Source organism: Pseudomonas fluorescens (genome assembly GCF_902497785.1).
GTDB classification, from domain to species: Bacteria; Pseudomonadota; Gammaproteobacteria; order Pseudomonadales; family Pseudomonadaceae; genus Aquipseudomonas; species Aquipseudomonas fluorescens_BO.
The window spans coordinates 43,897-58,994 of the sequence record NZ_CABVHK010000014.1 but is presented as its reverse complement, the minus strand read 5'-3'; the positions used below and the strand labels follow the sequence as shown (position 1 = coordinate 58,994).

The window sequence follows — 15,098 nt, the reverse complement described above, 5'->3', positions numbered from 1 at the left end:
CTTCAATTCACCCGGAAGCCAAGCTCAAACACGGTGCCCCCGGCACCGCTGCTGACTCGCACCTGCCCACCATGCAGCTGCATGATCGAACGCACGATCGCCAGCCCCAGGCCGCCCGAGTCGCCCGGTTCGCTCCGGGACGGATCGACGCGGTAGAAACGATCGAACACTTTGCTCAAATGCGCCTGGGCGATCACCGGGCCATGGTTGTGCACCTGCAACCAACACTGGCCTGCATCATCGCGGCGACGCAGGCTGATTAGCGTGCCGGCATCGGCATGGCGCACGGCGTTGGCCAGCAGGTTGCCCAGGGCTCGCTGCAGCAGTTGCTGATCGGCGAGCAACAGGCCGTACAGTGTGTGTTCCACGCGCACATCACGGTCATCGGCCAGGGCTTCGAAGTAGTCGCACAGTTCATCGCCGACACGTTGCAAATCCAGCGTGCGCAGGTCGAGCGCCCTCTCGGCCTGTTCCGCACGGGCGAGGAACATCAGGTTCTCGGCCATGCGTTTGAGCCGCTCGAATTCCTCCATGTTGGAGGCCAGCACTTCTTGATATTCCGCCACCGTGCGCGGGTGATTCAGCGCCTGCCCGTTACTCGCCAGCAAGGTGTGCAGCGGGGTGCGGATCTCGTGGGCAAGGTCGCCGGAAAATTGCGACAGCCGCTGCACGCTGTCGTCCAGCCGGGCGAGCATGCCGTTGAGCGCCTGCACCGGTTCAAGTAGTTCTGCCGGCGTTCCAAGGACGGGCAAACGTTGATCGAGGCTGCGCAGATCGATGCCGCGCACTGCTTCGCTCAACCGGCGCAACGGTCGCAGTCCGCGACGCAATAGCACCAGGCCCACGGTGAAAGCGAGCAGTGCTCCCACCCCGACCGCGGTGTACAGCCTCATGCGATAGCTGCGGAGCATCTGTTCGCGCTCGCTCAGCACTTTGCCCGCGATGACGGTCAGCGCTTCGCCATTCGGGCCGCGGGCCTCAACGGACAACAACGCCAATTCAACTCCGTCCGGCGCTCGCCAGGTCAGCACGTCGCGCCGTTGCGGTGATTGATCGCGAGGCACCGCGTTGAGCGACGGCAAATCGCGTTGGCGGGGGTTAATGCCGATGACGTTCGAGCCATCGGCGCGTCGCACCAACAACAGGCTGTCGAGATTGCCCAGCATGTTCTGGTACAGCCGTGGTCGCGCCTGCAGGGCGTCGAGGCTGTCGCTGTCGGCGAGCAAGGCGCGCACTTGCTCCAGGCGACCGAGCAGGGCCGTGTCGTCGCGAAACGCCAGCTCCGAGGCGAGTGAGCGATACAGGAACACGCCGATCGCGCTCAGGACCAGTGCACAGACGGCCGCATAAGCCAGCGCCAGCCGCCAGGCAATCGATCTAGAGCGCATCGTCCGGCGCTTCCAGCTGATAACCAACGCCGCGCACGGTGTGAATCAGTTTCGGCATGTACGGGTCATCGACTTTCGACCGCAGACGTCGCACCGCGACTTCGACCATGTTGGTGTCGCTGTCGAAATTCAGGTTCCACACTTGCGAAGCGATCAGCGTACGCGACAGCACTTCGCCCTGGCGGCTCGCGAGCAACTGCAACAGGGCGAACTCCTTGTTCGTCAGGCTGATGCGCTGCCCGCCACGACTGACGCGGCGGCGCAGCACATCGATTTCGAGGTCGGCAATGGCGTAGGACTCGGCTTCGCGCATCGGCCCGCGCCGCAGCAAGCTGCGCACCCGTGCGAGCAGCTCGGCGAACGCGAAGGGCTTGAGCAGGTAATCGTCGGCGCCCAGTTCGAGACCCCGCACGCGGTCTTCGATGGCATCCTTGGCGGTGAGAAACAGCACAGGCGTGGCGCCGCGCTGGCGGATCAGCTGCAGCAATTGCCAGCCATTGAGGCCCGGCAGCATCACATCGAGGATGATCAAGTCGTACACCTGCTGCTCAATGAAATAGCGCCCATCGAGGCCATTGAGCGCCACATCCACTACGAAACCTGACTCACCCAGGCCTTTGGCCAGGAAGTTGGCGGTTTTGGCTTCATCTTCTACGACCAGCAAACGCATGGCACACCTCAATCATTCAGGCGTACAGGCTAGGCGTCTTCGGGCCGCTTGCCCATTACAAACTTGTAATCCCGCTGACGAGGTTTTGACGAGGTGTGCCGGGTAAGGTGCCGACCTCAGTTTCTGGAACCTGCCCATGACCTTCAAAATACTCGCTGCGAGCCTGGCGTTCGGCCTGACCGGCCAGGCTTTCGCCGCCGTCGAACTGCCCCGTCACGCCGACCTCAATCTGCGCACCGCACGGTTGCTGGCCGACGCCAGCCTGGCCAGTTGCACCGGCACCGTGTCGGTGCTCGACCGCGGCGGCAACCTGCTGGTGGTGCTGCGCGCTGACGGTGTCGGTCCACACAACACCGCCGCCAGCCAACGCAAGGCCTACACCGCATTGTCGAGCAAAACCCCGACCCGGGCGTTTGCCGACCGAGCGCGCAACAACCCGGAATCCGCCAACCTCAACACCCTCGACGAGTTGCTCTTACTCGGCGGCGGGGTGCCGTTGTTTGCCGGAAATGAACTGGTGGGTGCGCTCGGTATAGCCGGGGCCGGCGGTGCCGAGCAGGACGAAAACTGCGCCATCAAAGCGGCAGAAACCGTCGGCCTGCAGATCAACAAAACCAATCAAGGAGTCACACCATGAATACCCTCAACGCCACCCTTATCGCCCTTGGCCTGAGCAGCCTGTCGAGCCTGGCCCTGGCGGCCGGCAACCCGTTGAGCGTGCATGTGCTCAATCTGGAAAACGGTTTGCCGTCACCGGGCATCAACGTCACGCTGGAAAAACACGTCGGTCAGGACTGGCAGCCGTTGGCACAGGGAACCACTAATGAACAGGGGCGCATCGCCGAACTGTTCCCCGCCAAACAGCCTTTCGAGGCAGGCGAATATCGCGTGGTGTTCAAAACGGGCGAGTATTTCAAAAAGGCCCGGCACGAGACCTTTTTTCCGGAGATCCCGGTGATTTTTGAAGTGAAGCAGACGGATCAGCATTACCACATTCCGCTGCTGCTGAGCCCCTACGGGTTCTCGACCTATCGCGGCTCGTAAGCACGACACTGAAGGAACCGACGTTGCGGGAGGGTACGAGAACGTTTCAGATCGTCGCCAGCGCCCGCAACCGAGGCGCATCAAGGATTACGATTTCACCGTAACCCAACCCGATAATCCCCTGCGCCTGTAAATCCTTGAGCAGCTGATTGGTGGTCTGGCGCGACAACGACAGCATCGATGCAAGCTGCTCCTGCGGCAGTTGCAGCACCCGCTTGGGCGGGTCGATTTGCCCGTAACCGTCGGCGATCATCAGCAAGCGATGCGCCAACCGTGCAGGCGCCGGCATCAAGCTCAGCTGTTCAAGGTTGATGAACGTGAGGCGCAGTTTCTGGCTCATCAGCAACGCCAGTTGCCGCCAGTACACCGGCTGCTCGTCGAGCAATGCCAACACCGCCGATTGCGGGATGTGCAACAGGATGCAATGACCCACGCCAAAGGCATCGTGGGTGCGCGGCTGGCCGTCGAACAGGCAGATTTCGCCGAACCAGTGCGGCGACTCCACAAGGCTCAGCAGCGCCTCCTTGCCCTGCTCACTCACGGCGCCGATGCGCACCGAACCTTCGAGCACCGCGTACAACCCGCACGGCGGATCGCCGCGTTTGAACAGCAACTGCCCCGACGCCAACCGCCGCAAGCGGGCTGCCGCCAGCAGACTATCCTGTAAGGGAACAGGCAGATGACTGAACCACTGCCCCGACTCCAGGCGCGCACGCCAGACCTGCATGTCCATCAATACTCCTGGAGATTGTCGCCTGGCTGACAGAGCGAAAAGCCAACCCGAGGCAAGATCCGTCACCCTACAGGAGGACTAACAATGAAAAAAAGCCTCGTTGACCATCTCAGTCAGTACGCCGCCTATCACCGCGACCCGCGCAATATCGCCAGCCACTTTATCGGCATCCCGCTGATTGTCGTGGCGGTGGCGGTGTTGCTGTCCCGCCCGCAATGGGGCGGGGGCTGGTTATCGCCGGCGATACTGGTGTCGCTGGCGTCAGCCTGGTTTTACCTGCGCCTGGAGTTGCGCCTCGGGTTGTTGATGACGGCGTTGCTGGGGTTGTGCGTTTGGGCCGGTCACGTACTCGCGCAACAAAGCACATGGGTGTGGCTGGCGAGCGGGGTCGGGATGTTTGTGGTGGGCTGGGCGATTCAATTTGTCGGGCATCACTACGAAGGACGCAAACCGGCGTTTGTCGATGATGTGACGGGTTTGATTGTGGGGCCGTTGTTCGTGGTGGTTGAACTGGCGTTTTTGCTGGGGATGCGCAGTGAGTTGAAGGCGCAGATCGAGGCGCGGACCGGCGGTGTGCGGGTCAATCCAAAAAGGGCGGCGGCTTAGGCCGCTTTAAAAGATCGCAGCCTGCGGCAGCTCCTACAGGGATTTGTGAACCACACAGATCACTGTAGGAGCTGCCGCAGGCTGCGATCTTTTGATCTCAGAGGTTGGCGACTTTCTGCCAGACCTTCGGTTTGAAGAACAGCGTCTCGCCCTTCGCCAGTCCGGTCAGGCTGTCGTGATCCTTCACCACTTCCGCTTCGATCAATTCGCTCTGCCCTTCGACCTTCAATGTTACTCGAGTCGTCGCGCCCAACGGACGAATGTCCCGCACCTCGGCCGCGTGGTGGTCTTCCAGTTCATGACGCGACAGCGACACTTCGTGCGGACGGAACAGCACGTGGTTGTCCTCACCCAGATGCAGACGGTTTGAATCGCCGAGGAAGTGATAAACGAAATCGCTGGCCGGATTTTCGTAGACGTCACCCGGTGAACCGATCTGCTCAATCACACCCTTGTTCATCACCACGATACGGTCGGCCACTTCCATCGCCTCTTCCTGATCGTGGGTCACGAACACGGACGTCAGGTTGATGTCTTCGTGCAACCGCGCGAGCCAGCGACGCAGCTCCTTGCGCACCTTCGCATCGAGGGCACCGAAGGGTTCGTCGAGCAGCAACACCTTTGGCTCCACCGCCAGGGCACGAGCCAACGCAATACGCTGACGCTGACCGCCGGAGAGTTGTTCCGGGTAGCGATCCGACAACCAGTCCAGTTGTACCATGTTCAACAATTCGTGGACCTTCACGGCGATCTGGCTTTCGCTCGGGCGCTGGTTCTTCGGCTTCATCCGCAGTCCGAATGCGACGTTGTCGAACACCGTCATGTGGCGGAACAAAGCGTAGTGCTGGAACACGAAACCGACGTTGCGATCACGCACGTCATGGCCGGACACGTCTTCGCCGTGGAACACGATGTTGCCCTGGTCCGGGGTTTCCAGACCGGCGATGATCCGCAACAGCGTGGTCTTGCCGCAACCTGACGGGCCGAGCAGCGCGACCAGTTCACCGCTTTGAATGTCCAGGCTGATGTTGTCCAGCGCCTTGAACGCATTGAAATTCTTGCTGACGTTACGCACTTCGATCGACATGAATTATTCCTCCGCGGCGCTGGCGCGCAGGCGGTTAATACGGTTTTCGCTCCACTGCTTCAGCAGCAGGATGAAGAGCGCCATGATCAGCAACAGGCTCGCTACCGCAAACGCGGCCACGTGGTTGTATTCGTTGTAGAGGATCTCGACGTGCAGCGGCAAGGTGTTGGTCACCCCGCGAATGTGCCCGGAAACCACCGATACCGCCCCGAACTCACCCATCGCCCGCGCGGTACACAGCACCACGCCGTAGATCAGGCCCCACTTGATATTGGGAACGGTGACGTGCCAGAACATCTGCCAGCCATTGGCGCCCAGCAACCGGGCAGCCTCCTCCTCCTGAGTGCCTTGTTCCTGCATCAGCGGGATCAACTCGCGGGCCACGAACGGCACGGTGACGAAGATCGTCGCCAGCACGATGCCCGGCAAGGCGAAGACGATCTGGATATCGTGATCCTGCAACCACGGCCCGAACAGGCCCTGCGCGCCAAACATCAGCACGTAGACCAGACCGGCAATCACCGGCGATACCGAAAACGGCAAGTCGATCAACGTGACGAGAATGCTCTTGCCGCGGAACGAATACTTACTCACGCACCACGCGGCGCTGACGCCGAACACCAGATTCAGCGGCACCGAAATCAGCACGGCGATCACCGTGAGTTTCAACGCCGACAGCGCATCGGGCTCAAAGATTGCGGTGAAAAATGCGCCGACGCCCATTTTCAGCCCCTGGGACACCACGATCACCAGCGGCAGCAACAGGAACAGGGCAAACACCAGCCAGCCAAGGCCGATAAGGATACGCCGCGAACTGGCACTGCCACGGCGGGCAGCGTTCGAGGAAGCAGCAGCAATAGACGATTGGGACATGTGTGCGCCTCCTTATGGGGTTTCGATGCGGCGTTGCAGCAAGTTGATCAGCAGCAACAGGACGAAGGAAACCACCAGCATCAGTACGCCGATGGACGTGGCACCGGTGTAATCGTACTGGTCGAGCTTGACCATGATCAGCAACGGCAGGATTTCGGTTTTCATCGGCATGTTGCCGGCGATGAAGATCACCGAACCGTACTCACCGACTCCGCGAGCGAAGGCCAATGCAAACCCGGTAAGCCAGGCGGGCAACAGCGCGGGCACCAGAATATGGCGGAACACCTGCAACGGTTTCGCACCGAGACACGCCGCTGCTTCTTCGACTTCACGGGGGATGTCGGCGAGAACCGGCTGTACGGTACGTACTACGAATGGAAGTGTCACGAAAGTGAGCGCGAGGGTGATGCCCAATGGGGTGTAGGCAATCTTGAAACCCAGGTCTGCAGCAAACTGACCGACCCAACCGTTAGGCGCATACAGCGCCGTCAGTGCGATACCGGCCACGGCAGTGGGCAATGCGAAGGGCAAATCGATCATCGCATCGATGATCTTGCGACCGGGGAAGGTGTAGCGCACCAGCACCCAAGCCAGTAGCGTGCCGATGATGCCGTTGATGATCGCGGCATACAGCGCAGTGCCGAAGCTCAGCTTCAAGGCCGCCAGCACGCGAGGCGCCGAGATGATCGCCCAGAACTGATCCCAGGTGAGTTGGGAGGCATGTATGAACATGGCCGCCAGTGGAATGAGCACAATCAGGCTGAGGTACACCAAGGTGTAGCCCAGCGTCAGCCCGAAGCCGGGTATGACGGGGGAGATACGACGCGACATAAAAGTCCCTGGTTAAAAAACGATCCGCTAAACGCACCAATGTGGGAGCGAGCCTGCTCGCGAAGAAGGAGCGTCAGTCAACATTTACGTCGTCTGACACCCCGCTTTCGCGAGCAGGCTCGCTCCCACACAGTACGCGCCCTGGCATATGGCTCGTGGTGCGGCCTGGCTCAGATTACTGCGCCGAGTAGATCTGGTCGAACACGCCACCGTCATTGAAGAATTTCGGTTGCGCGCTTTTCCAGCCGCCGAAGTCCTTGTCGATGGTCACCAGCTCCAGTTTCGGGAACTGTTGGGCGTACTTGGCGGCGACGTCCTTGTCACGTGGACGGTAGAAGTTTTTCGCGGCAATCTCCTGACCGGCCGGGCTATACAGGTGTTTGAGGTAGGCTTCGGCGATTTGCTCGTTGCCTTTTTTCTCGGCGTTTTTGTCGACGACCGCGACTGGCGGTTCCGCCAGGATCGACAGCGAAGGCACGACGATTTCGAATTTGTCGGCGCCGCCGTCTTCCTTCAACGCCAGGAAGGCTTCGTTTTCCCAGGCCAGCAACACATCGCCCTGACCGTTGTTGACGAAGGTGATGGTCGAACCGCGAGCACCGGTGTCCAGCACTGGCACGTGCTTGAACAGGGTTTGTACGTATTCTTTGGCCTTGGCTTCGTTGCCGCCGTTGGCTTTCAGGCCATAGGCCCACGCCGCGAGGAAGTTCCAGCGAGCGCCGCCCGAGGTTTTCGGGTTGGGAGTGATCACCGACACGTCATTCTTGACCAGGTCGCCCCAGTCCTTGATGCCTTTCGGGTTGCCTTTGCGCACCAGGAACACGATGGTCGAGGTGTACGGCGTGCTCGCTTCCGGCAGACGCTTCTGCCAGTCCGCCGGCAGGGTTTTGCCCAGCTTGGCGATTTCGTCGATATCACCGGCCAGGGCCAGTGTCACGACGTCGGCGCGCAGACCGTCGATTACGGCGCGACCTTGCTTGCCCGAACCGCCATGGGACTGCTGGATTTTCACCGTATCGCCGGCGTTATCTTTCTGCCAGAACTTGACGAATTCAGCGTTGTAATCCTGATACAGCTCGCGCGTCGGGTCGTACGACACGTTGAGCAGCTCATAATCCTTGGCAACCGCGGAACCCGCAAAAAGGGCACTGGCCAGGGCGGCCAAAGCGAAATGACGAATCGACGACATGGTGAAAGCTCCTGGAATTCTAAGTGTGTTGGCTTTTTTATGATCTGGAATCGGGTGCCTGTTCAAAGATCGCAGCCTTCGGCAGCTCCTACACAATCCCCCGTAGGAGCTGCCGAAGGCTGCGATCTTTTGATCTCTGGCTCAGCTCGGCTTGCTGCTAGGGTTCTGCAAGCGGAATTTTTCCTTGCGTTCGATCTGAACCACCTGAGCGTTGTGCACGGTGATTTCCACGGCGCCGAAGCGCAGGTCACGCAAGGCGCTCTGGATCTCGCGCAGAATGGTGGCTTCGTCTTGACCGTCAACGCTACGCAGGGATGCGCTCATGGTGCTGCTCCTTCGACTCAGAGGTTGCCTGGCAGTGGCGGCACTGCTTGCGGCGTGGAACCAATAGTAGATAGGTGCGGATATTCTTAAAAAGACTATTTAAGAATGTTTATATAACCAGAAAACCAACTTGCACCAGCAAGGACTTTTGCGCCGAACGACGCCAAACGTCTGTGGCGAGGGAGCTTGCTCCCGTCGGGCTGCGCAGCAGCCCCAGCACTGTTGACAGGAAAATACCCGGATGAAGGACGAGCGCTCCGCGCTCGAGCGGGAGCAAGCTCCCTCGCCACGGAGAGCAAGTCGGCCAGTTACTCGATCACCGGAGCGCAAGTCGGCCAGTTACTCGATCACCGGAGCGCGCATCCAGTCCAGCTGTTCAGCCGGCACCGGTCGCCCGAACCAATACCCTTGGCCGACATCGCAATCGTGAGCGAGCAGGAACCCCGCCTGATCGGCCTGCTCGATCCCTTCGGCATGCACCTGCATGCCCATGCTTTGCGCCAGCGCGATGATCACGCGCACGATCGCCGCGTCGTCCTCATCCCACGGTAAACCCGCGACGAAGCCCTGATCTATTTTCAGCTTCTGCACCGGCAGACGCTTGAGTCGCAACAACGACGAATACCCGGTGCCGAAATCATCGATGGCCAGCCGCACGCCGAGCTCGCGCAAACGATGCATCTGCTCCAGCGCCACCTCCGGGTCGTCCATGACCGCGCTTTCGGTGACTTCCAGCTCCAGACAGGCCGGATCCAGTCCGGTTTCGTGCAGCACTTGCGCGACTTGCTGATACAGCTCCCGGCGCGCAAACAGGCGCGATGAAACATTCACCGCGACAAACGACAACACCACCCCGGCCTGCTGCCAGTCACACAATTGCCGGCACGCCTGGCGCATCACCCACGCATCGATTCCGGCGATCAACCCCGCGCGCTCGGCAATGGGAATAAATTCTGCCGGCGACACCAGACCCCGTTGCGGATGCTCCCAGCGCACCAGCGCCTCGACGCCGACCACGCGGCGGGTCTTGAGGTCGTGTACCGGCTGGTAATACACCCGCAATTCTTGCTGCTCCAGCGCACGGCGCAACTCGAATGCGGTTTCGACCCGTTGCTGCGCATGGGCGGTCAATTCTTCGGTATAGAGGGCATAGCCATCGCGTCCCGCGCTTTTGGCCTTGAACAACGCCGAGTCAGCGTTGCGCAGTAGTTGTTCGGCGCTCAAGGCATCGCCGGGAAACAGGCTGATGCCGATACTGGCGTTGATGAACAGCCGATGGTCCTCAATGTGAAACGGCTCCTTCAGACCGTCGACGACCCGCTGGGCCAGCGCTGCCGCGTGAATCAACTGCGGGCAACTTTCAACCAGCACCGCGAACTCATCACCGCCCAGCCGGGCCAGGGTGATATCCGGGCCGGACAGCGCATTCAAACGCTCGGCCACGGCCTTGAGTAGCTGGTCGCCGACGGTGTGCCCCAGACTGTCGTTGATCATCTTGAAGTGATCCAGATCGATCATCAGCAACGCGCAGCCACGCTTGTGGGTCTGCGCTGAAGCCAGCGCCTGCTCGGCGCGGTCGGTAAACAGCAGGCGATTGGGCAGATCGGTCAGCGGATCGTGGTGTACCAGGTGTTTAAGTTCGTGCTCGGAATGCTTGATCGCGCTGATATCGGAAAATACGGCGACGTAGTGGCTGACCTGCCCCAGGTCGTCATGCACAAGGCGGATGGTCTGCCATTGCGGGTAGATTTCGCCGCTTTTACGGCGATTCCAGATTTCCCCGCTCCACTCGCCGAGGCTGTCGAGCGTGGCGAACATCGCCTGGTAGAACGCCGCCGGGTGATGCCCGGACTTGAACAGACTCGGGCGCTGCCCCAGCACTTCATCCTGTTGATAGCCGGTAATTTCCATGAAAGCCCGGTTTACGTGAACGATCACTCCGCTGCGGTTCGTGACCAGCACGCCTTCGCGGGTGCAATCAAACACGGCAGCGGCCTGACGCAAGCGCTCCCGGTCTTCATCACGCTCGCGCAATGTCGCGCCGATCCCCAGGCAACGGAACAATCGCGCCCGAGCGATGAAAATCAGACCGGCGCTTAACGCGGCCCACGCGTAACCGTTGATCAGTTTCCATCGCAGTAACTCATCGGAGTTATCAAAGAAACTGTCCAATAAATAGCCACCAAGCCCCAGCCAAGCGACGGAGAGCAGCAGGTAAAGCAGCGCTGCACGCATGGCATCGCGATAGATGGCAGACATTAGGCCGTCCATGTCCCTTCAAAAAGGATGGAATTATAGTTTAAAGAAACATCCAGCCACTCTTATCTGAAAGGGTGACTGGTTTTATCTGTGGGCTTAGTGATAATGCAACGGCTGTTTTTTTCTTTTTCGAGGGCCCTATAGCCTATGTGGTACGAAGGTTTTCTCGGCTTGTCGCCATGGTCACTGGTGGCAGTCACCCTGCTGATGACCCACGTCACGATTATCGGCGTCACGGTCTATCTGCATCGTTATTCAGCCCATCGCTCGCTTGAGCTCAATGCCGGCCTGAAACATTTTTTCCGCTTCTGGCTGTGGCTGACCACGGCGCAGAACACCCGCGAGTGGACCGCCATCCACCGCAAGCATCACGCCAAATGCGAAACTGTCGATGACCCGCACAGCCCGGTCGTCAAGGGCTTGTCCACCGTTCTGCGCAAAGGTGCCGAACTGTACCGCGCCGAAGCGGAAAACCCGGAGACGCTGCGCATCTACGGCAAGAACTGCCCCGAAGACTGGATCGAACGCAACCTCTACAGCCGATTCCCGCTGTTGGGCATCGCGATCATGGGCGTCATCGACCTGCTGTTGTTCGGCACCATCGGCATCACCATCTGGGCTGTCCAGATGATGTGGATCCCGGTCTGGGCCGCCGGAGTGGTCAATGGCCTGGGCCATGCCATCGGCTATCGCAACTTCGAATGCCGCGACGCGGCGACCAATTTGGTGCCGTGGGGCATCCTGATCGGTGGCGAAGAACTGCATAACAACCATCACACCTACCCTAATTCGGCAAAACTGTCGGTGAAGAAGTGGGAATTCGACCTCGGCTGGGCCTGGATCCAGGTTTTCAGCTTCCTGCGCCTGGCCAAGGTTCAGCGGGTTGCGCCGATTGCGCACCGGGTTGAAGGCAAGGGCAGCCTGGACATGGACACCGCCATGGCCATCCTCAACAACCGCTTCCAGATCATGGCCCAGTACCGCAAATTGGTTATTGCGCCGTTGGTCAAACAGGAGCTGGAAAAGGTCGATCACTCGGTCCGTCATCAGTTCCACCGGGCCAAACGCCTGCTCTCGCGGGAAACCAGCCTGTTGGATGACAAGCACCACCTGCGCATCCAGACCATGCTCGAGCACAGCCAGGCGTTGAAGGTCATTTACGATAAACGACTGGCGTTGCAGCAGATCTGGGTCAAGACCAGCTCGAATGGTCACGACATGCTGGCCGCCATCAAGGATTGGATACACGAAGCCGAAGCCAGCGGTATTCAATCCCTGCGCGACTTCGCCGACCAGCTGAAAACCTACTCCCTGCGCCCCGCCGCCACCGCCTGAGCCTCTGTTGAGGGGCTTGCTTGTGGTGAGGGGATTTATCCCCGCTCGGCTGCGCAGCAGACGCCAATCCTGACGACGCGTTTTATCTGAAAACGCGTCACCAGTACCGCCCGGCGGGAGCAAGCTCCCTCGCCACAAAGACCGGGAACTAAGCTCCAAATCCCCTATCTCAAAGACACTTCGCCACTACGGCGGGCTTTGTTATGGCCGCTGTCGAATTCTCGGCACGTCCTTTGAGATTTGTGCCGATGGTCATCAAGAACCTGCAAGACACATCCCTACCCCAGTGGCCCGAGGCCGCGAAAACCCTGATGGCGTTGATGCATGCGCAAGGTGAAGTCGCGCGCCTGAGTGAACGCGAACAACTGTTCAGCTCCCTGCTGGTGAGCGTCAACGCAGTGCTTTGGGCATTCAACTGGGAGACTCGGCAAGTGCTTTACGTCAGCCCCGCCTATGAGCGAATTTTTGGCCGTTCCGCCGGCCTGCTGCTGTCCGACGCCAATCAGTGGCGCGACAGCATTCACCCGGACGATCTGGAGTACGCCGAGCGCAGCCTTGCAGACGTGCTGGAAAAAGGTGCAGTTGAGGACCGCGAGTACCGCATCATCGATGCCGATGGCCAGGTGCGCTGGCTCAGCGACAAATGCTTCATCAACCGCCAGCCCGAACCCGGACAGCCGGTCATCATCGTCGGCATTGCCGAAGACATCACCGACAAGAAGCTCATGGAGAGCGAGCTGCATCGCCTGGCCACCACTGATGTCCTGACCCAAAGCAGCAATCGTCGGCATTTCTTCGACTGCGCCCACCGTGAATTCGAAATGGCTCGGGAACAAGGCGCACCGCTGGCGTTTCTGTTGCTGGACATCGATAACTTCAAAGGGATCAATGACACGTTCGGCCACCCGGTAGGCGATAACGTACTGCAACGCATCGCCGAGACCGGCCGTGGAGCCCTGCGTCGAGGGGATGTGTTCGGGAGGATTGGCGGTGAGGAATTCGCCGCCGTGTTTCCCGGATGCGCGCCAGACATGGCCATGCAAGTGGCCGAACGCTTGCAACGGGAGATTCAGCGGTTGAGTTTCAGTCATGACCACCAGACGTTCGGCATCACCGTCAGTCAGGGCCTGACCAGCCTGACGGCTGAGGATGAAAGCGTCGAAAGCCTGTTTGCCCGGGCGGATGCGGCGATGTATGAAGCCAAGCGCCAGGGCAAAAACCGAATTATCTCTGCCTGACTGGCTCACCACGAAACCTGTGGGAGCGGGCTTGCCCGCGATGACGTACTGACTTTCAACATCGATGTTGGCCGAGAAACCGCTATCGCGGGCAAGCCCGCTCCCACAGGGTTTGTGTATCGCTTACTTCTTGCGCAGTGTGTCAGTCAACACCGATGTGACTGACACACCATCGCGAGCAAGCTCGCTCCTACAGAGGAACTGCGCCGGACTTTACTTTTTGCGCAGTCGCATCAACTCCGGCAACCCGATCTTCAGCAACCTCGCCGTCCGGCTCTTGGCCAACGCCTCGATGCCCTCATGCTCAGTCAGCCGAACCATCTGCGCCGCCATGTTCATCACCAGCGCTTCGCGGGAGTAAACCCCGCCACCGAGGTGATACACCGCCGCAATCAGCTCCCGCAGTTCGAGTGGCAAGCGCCAACGGGTTCGCAGCGCCGACCCATAGGCCGCACCGAATCCGGCCAGCGCTTCACCCACCTCTTCCCACTCATCCAGCTCGCCACCGGCCTGCTTCCATTCCTGCAAACAGCGCAGCAACGCCAGATCGCCGAGTCGATGCAACATGCCCGCGCAGTAGCAGCGTTCCTGATCCAGATCGAGCAAACGCGCGAGCGTCCGGGCGTATTCGGCGGTGTGCAGAGACAGATTCCAGTAACGCTCGGCGTAATCGGCGAGCAACGGATCGCTGAGCCGCGCACTGCGCTTGAGCGCCAGCCCCAGAATCAGGTTCATGCTTTGGCCGGTGCCGAGCCGGTGCAGCGCCTGAGCCAGGGTTTGTACGGGGGCGCCATGATGCTGGGCCGCGCTGTTCGCCGCAGCGATCAGAACGGCCGTTACCTGCGGGTCGGTGCGAATTTCATCGGCCAGCCGCGTCAGGTCGAGACCGTTCGGGTTGAGGCTGCGCTTGACCGCCAGTTGCACGTCAGTCATCAGCGGCGCGCCGTCGGCCAGTTCACGTCGTCGCTCCAGGAACACCGACAACGTCATGCCCGGCGCCAGCATCGGCACCTCGCAGAACACCTCTTCACCGCCATCCAACAGCAAACCCTGCAACCGCTGGGTCAGACTTTCCATGTTCAAAGGTTTGGTCAGGTACGCGGTAGGCGCCAGCGGCAAAGCTTCGCGCACGCTTGCGCTGTCGTTGCGGCTGCTCATCAGAATGAAGGGCAAGGGCGGATTACGCTTGCGTTGACGGACATTGCGCAAAACATTCAACCCATCGACACCGGGCAACTCCCAGTCGACGATCACCAGATCGTAGGGGTTGTCCGCCAACAGCTGCAGCGCTTCCTGACCATTGGCACACAGGTCCAGCCGGGCATCACAGCGCACACTCAACAACACTTGCTTGAGCAGATCCCGGGACCAGGGGTCAGCCTCGGCAATCAACACACGCGGTACAGCGGGTAAAACGACAGCGGTCATTTGCAGGCTCCATTTGCACTGCTTGCACCTTAGTCAATCCTGACCCTTACAAGAAGCGCGATGGTTTGCGCAGGCAAGAAAAAACCCGCCGAG

The 15,098-nt window shown here is 60.2% G+C and carries 15 protein-coding genes; 5 read left to right on the top strand and 10 right to left on the bottom strand.

The window, feature by feature from the left end; translation table 11 throughout:
* Nucleotides 1-2: 2 nt before the first annotated feature.
* Both F8N62_RS20750 and F8N62_RS20745 read right to left on the bottom strand, forming a co-directional pair.
* A complete protein-coding gene (locus tag F8N62_RS20750; RefSeq protein ID WP_150712428.1) occupies nt 3-1,388 on the bottom strand; it encodes a heavy metal sensor histidine kinase in 1,386 nt (461 codons plus the stop codon).
* The gene (locus tag F8N62_RS20745; protein WP_150712427.1) at nt 1,378-2,058 is read right to left on the bottom strand and encodes a heavy metal response regulator transcription factor; all 681 of its coding nucleotides are present in this window, start codon (nt 2,056-2,058) and stop codon (nt 1,378-1,380) included. The genes F8N62_RS20750 and F8N62_RS20745 overlap by 11 nt, the downstream gene beginning before the upstream one ends.
* Before the next feature lie 136 nt (nt 2,059-2,194).
* Between F8N62_RS20745 and F8N62_RS20740 the strand changes: the two genes are divergently transcribed.
* Both F8N62_RS20740 and uraH read left to right on the top strand, forming a co-directional pair.
* Entirely contained in the window at nt 2,195-2,695 is a 501-nt protein-coding gene (locus F8N62_RS20740; RefSeq protein ID WP_150712426.1) for a GlcG/HbpS family heme-binding protein, read from the top strand.
* The gene (gene uraH, locus F8N62_RS20735; protein ID WP_150712425.1) at nt 2,692-3,102 is read left to right on the top strand and encodes a hydroxyisourate hydrolase; all 411 of its coding nucleotides are present in this window, start codon (nt 2,692-2,694) and stop codon (nt 3,100-3,102) included. The genes F8N62_RS20740 and uraH overlap by 4 nt, the downstream gene beginning before the upstream one ends.
* 46 nt (nt 3,103-3,148) lie before the next feature.
* On the opposite strand, the gene F8N62_RS20730 is transcribed toward uraH, so the two are convergent.
* The gene (locus F8N62_RS20730; protein WP_150712424.1) at nt 3,149-3,835 is read right to left on the bottom strand and encodes a Crp/Fnr family transcriptional regulator; all 687 of its coding nucleotides are present in this window, start codon (nt 3,833-3,835) and stop codon (nt 3,149-3,151) included.
* A gap of 84 nt (nt 3,836-3,919) precedes the next feature.
* On the opposite strand from F8N62_RS20730, the gene F8N62_RS20725 reads away from it, so the two are divergent.
* The gene (locus F8N62_RS20725; RefSeq protein ID WP_150712423.1) at nt 3,920-4,441 is read left to right on the top strand and encodes a DUF962 domain-containing protein; all 522 of its coding nucleotides are present in this window, start codon (nt 3,920-3,922) and stop codon (nt 4,439-4,441) included.
* 97 nt (nt 4,442-4,538) lie between these two features.
* Here F8N62_RS20725 and F8N62_RS20720 read toward each other — a convergent pair whose 3' ends face one another.
* From F8N62_RS20720 to dibA, 6 genes are all read right to left on the bottom strand, one after another.
* Nucleotides 4,539-5,528 (bottom strand): sulfate/molybdate ABC transporter ATP-binding protein, encoded by a 990-nt coding sequence (locus tag F8N62_RS20720; protein WP_150712422.1) that lies wholly within the window; start codon nt 5,526-5,528, stop codon nt 4,539-4,541.
* A gap of 3 nt (nt 5,529-5,531) precedes the next feature.
* Nucleotides 5,532-6,401: a sulfate ABC transporter permease subunit CysW gene (gene cysW, locus F8N62_RS20715; protein ID WP_150712421.1), complete on the bottom strand. Its 870-nt coding sequence runs from the start codon at nt 6,399-6,401 to the stop codon at nt 5,532-5,534.
* Nucleotides 6,402-6,413: 12 nt separating this feature from the next.
* Nucleotides 6,414-7,232, bottom strand: coding sequence for a sulfate ABC transporter permease subunit CysT (gene cysT, locus F8N62_RS20710; RefSeq protein WP_150712420.1), 819 nt, complete (start codon nt 7,230-7,232; stop codon nt 6,414-6,416).
* 175 nt (nt 7,233-7,407) lie between these two features.
* Nucleotides 7,408-8,421, bottom strand: a complete 1,014-nt coding sequence (locus tag F8N62_RS20705) for a sulfate ABC transporter substrate-binding protein (RefSeq protein WP_150712419.1) — start codon at nt 8,419-8,421, stop codon at nt 7,408-7,410.
* Between the two features lie 141 nt (nt 8,422-8,562).
* Nucleotides 8,563-8,745: a sulfur starvation response protein OscA gene (gene oscA / locus F8N62_RS20700; protein WP_150633166.1), complete on the bottom strand. Its 183-nt coding sequence runs from the start codon at nt 8,743-8,745 to the stop codon at nt 8,563-8,565.
* Nucleotides 8,746-9,084: 339 nt separating this feature from the next.
* The gene (dibA, locus tag F8N62_RS20695) at nt 9,085-11,004 is read right to left on the bottom strand and encodes a phosphodiesterase DibA (RefSeq protein WP_150712418.1); all 1,920 of its coding nucleotides are present in this window, start codon (nt 11,002-11,004) and stop codon (nt 9,085-9,087) included.
* A 147-nt stretch (nt 11,005-11,151) separates the two neighbouring features.
* Here dibA and desA point away from each other — a divergent pair, with 147 nt between their 5' ends.
* The gene (gene desA / locus F8N62_RS20690; protein ID WP_150712417.1) at nt 11,152-12,339 is read left to right on the top strand and encodes a delta-9 fatty acid desaturase DesA; all 1,188 of its coding nucleotides are present in this window, start codon (nt 11,152-11,154) and stop codon (nt 12,337-12,339) included.
* 248 nt (nt 12,340-12,587) lie between these two features.
* A complete protein-coding gene (locus F8N62_RS20685) occupies nt 12,588-13,577 on the top strand; it encodes a GGDEF domain-containing protein (RefSeq protein ID WP_150712553.1) in 990 nt (329 codons plus the stop codon).
* Nucleotides 13,578-13,790: 213 nt separating this feature from the next.
* On the opposite strand, the gene F8N62_RS20675 is transcribed toward F8N62_RS20685, so the two are convergent.
* A complete protein-coding gene (locus F8N62_RS20675) occupies nt 13,791-15,005 on the bottom strand; it encodes a response regulator (RefSeq protein ID WP_150712416.1) in 1,215 nt (404 codons plus the stop codon).
* Nucleotides 15,006-15,098: the final 93 nt, after the last annotated feature.

Coding starts and splice junctions, on each gene's coding strand:
- F8N62_RS20750 (WP_150712428.1), bottom strand. CDS start 1,388: ATGCGCTCTAGATCGATTGCCTGGCGGCTGGCGCTGGCTTATGCGGCC.
- F8N62_RS20745 (WP_150712427.1), bottom strand. CDS start 2,058: ATGCGTTTGCTGGTCGTAGAAGATGAAGCCAAAACCGCCAACTTCCTG.
- F8N62_RS20740 (WP_150712426.1), top strand. CDS start 2,195: ATGACCTTCAAAATACTCGCTGCGAGCCTGGCGTTCGGCCTGACCGGC.
- uraH (WP_150712425.1), top strand. CDS start 2,692: ATGAATACCCTCAACGCCACCCTTATCGCCCTTGGCCTGAGCAGCCTG.
- F8N62_RS20730 (WP_150712424.1), bottom strand. CDS start 3,835: ATGGACATGCAGGTCTGGCGTGCGCGCCTGGAGTCGGGGCAGTGGTTC.
- F8N62_RS20725 (WP_150712423.1), top strand. CDS start 3,920: ATGAAAAAAAGCCTCGTTGACCATCTCAGTCAGTACGCCGCCTATCAC.
- F8N62_RS20720 (WP_150712422.1), bottom strand. CDS start 5,528: ATGTCGATCGAAGTGCGTAACGTCAGCAAGAATTTCAATGCGTTCAAG.
- cysW (WP_150712421.1), bottom strand. CDS start 6,401: ATGTCCCAATCGTCTATTGCTGCTGCTTCCTCGAACGCTGCCCGCCGT.
- cysT (WP_150712420.1), bottom strand. CDS start 7,232: ATGTCGCGTCGTATCTCCCCCGTCATACCCGGCTTCGGGCTGACGCTG.
- F8N62_RS20705 (WP_150712419.1), bottom strand. CDS start 8,421: ATGTCGTCGATTCGTCATTTCGCTTTGGCCGCCCTGGCCAGTGCCCTT.
- oscA (WP_150633166.1), bottom strand. CDS start 8,745: ATGAGCGCATCCCTGCGTAGCGTTGACGGTCAAGACGAAGCCACCATT.
- dibA (WP_150712418.1), bottom strand. CDS start 11,004: ATGTCTGCCATCTATCGCGATGCCATGCGTGCAGCGCTGCTTTACCTG.
- desA (WP_150712417.1), top strand. CDS start 11,152: ATGTGGTACGAAGGTTTTCTCGGCTTGTCGCCATGGTCACTGGTGGCA.
- F8N62_RS20685 (WP_150712553.1), top strand. CDS start 12,588: ATGGTCATCAAGAACCTGCAAGACACATCCCTACCCCAGTGGCCCGAG.
- F8N62_RS20675 (WP_150712416.1), bottom strand. CDS start 15,005: ATGACCGCTGTCGTTTTACCCGCTGTACCGCGTGTGTTGATTGCCGAG.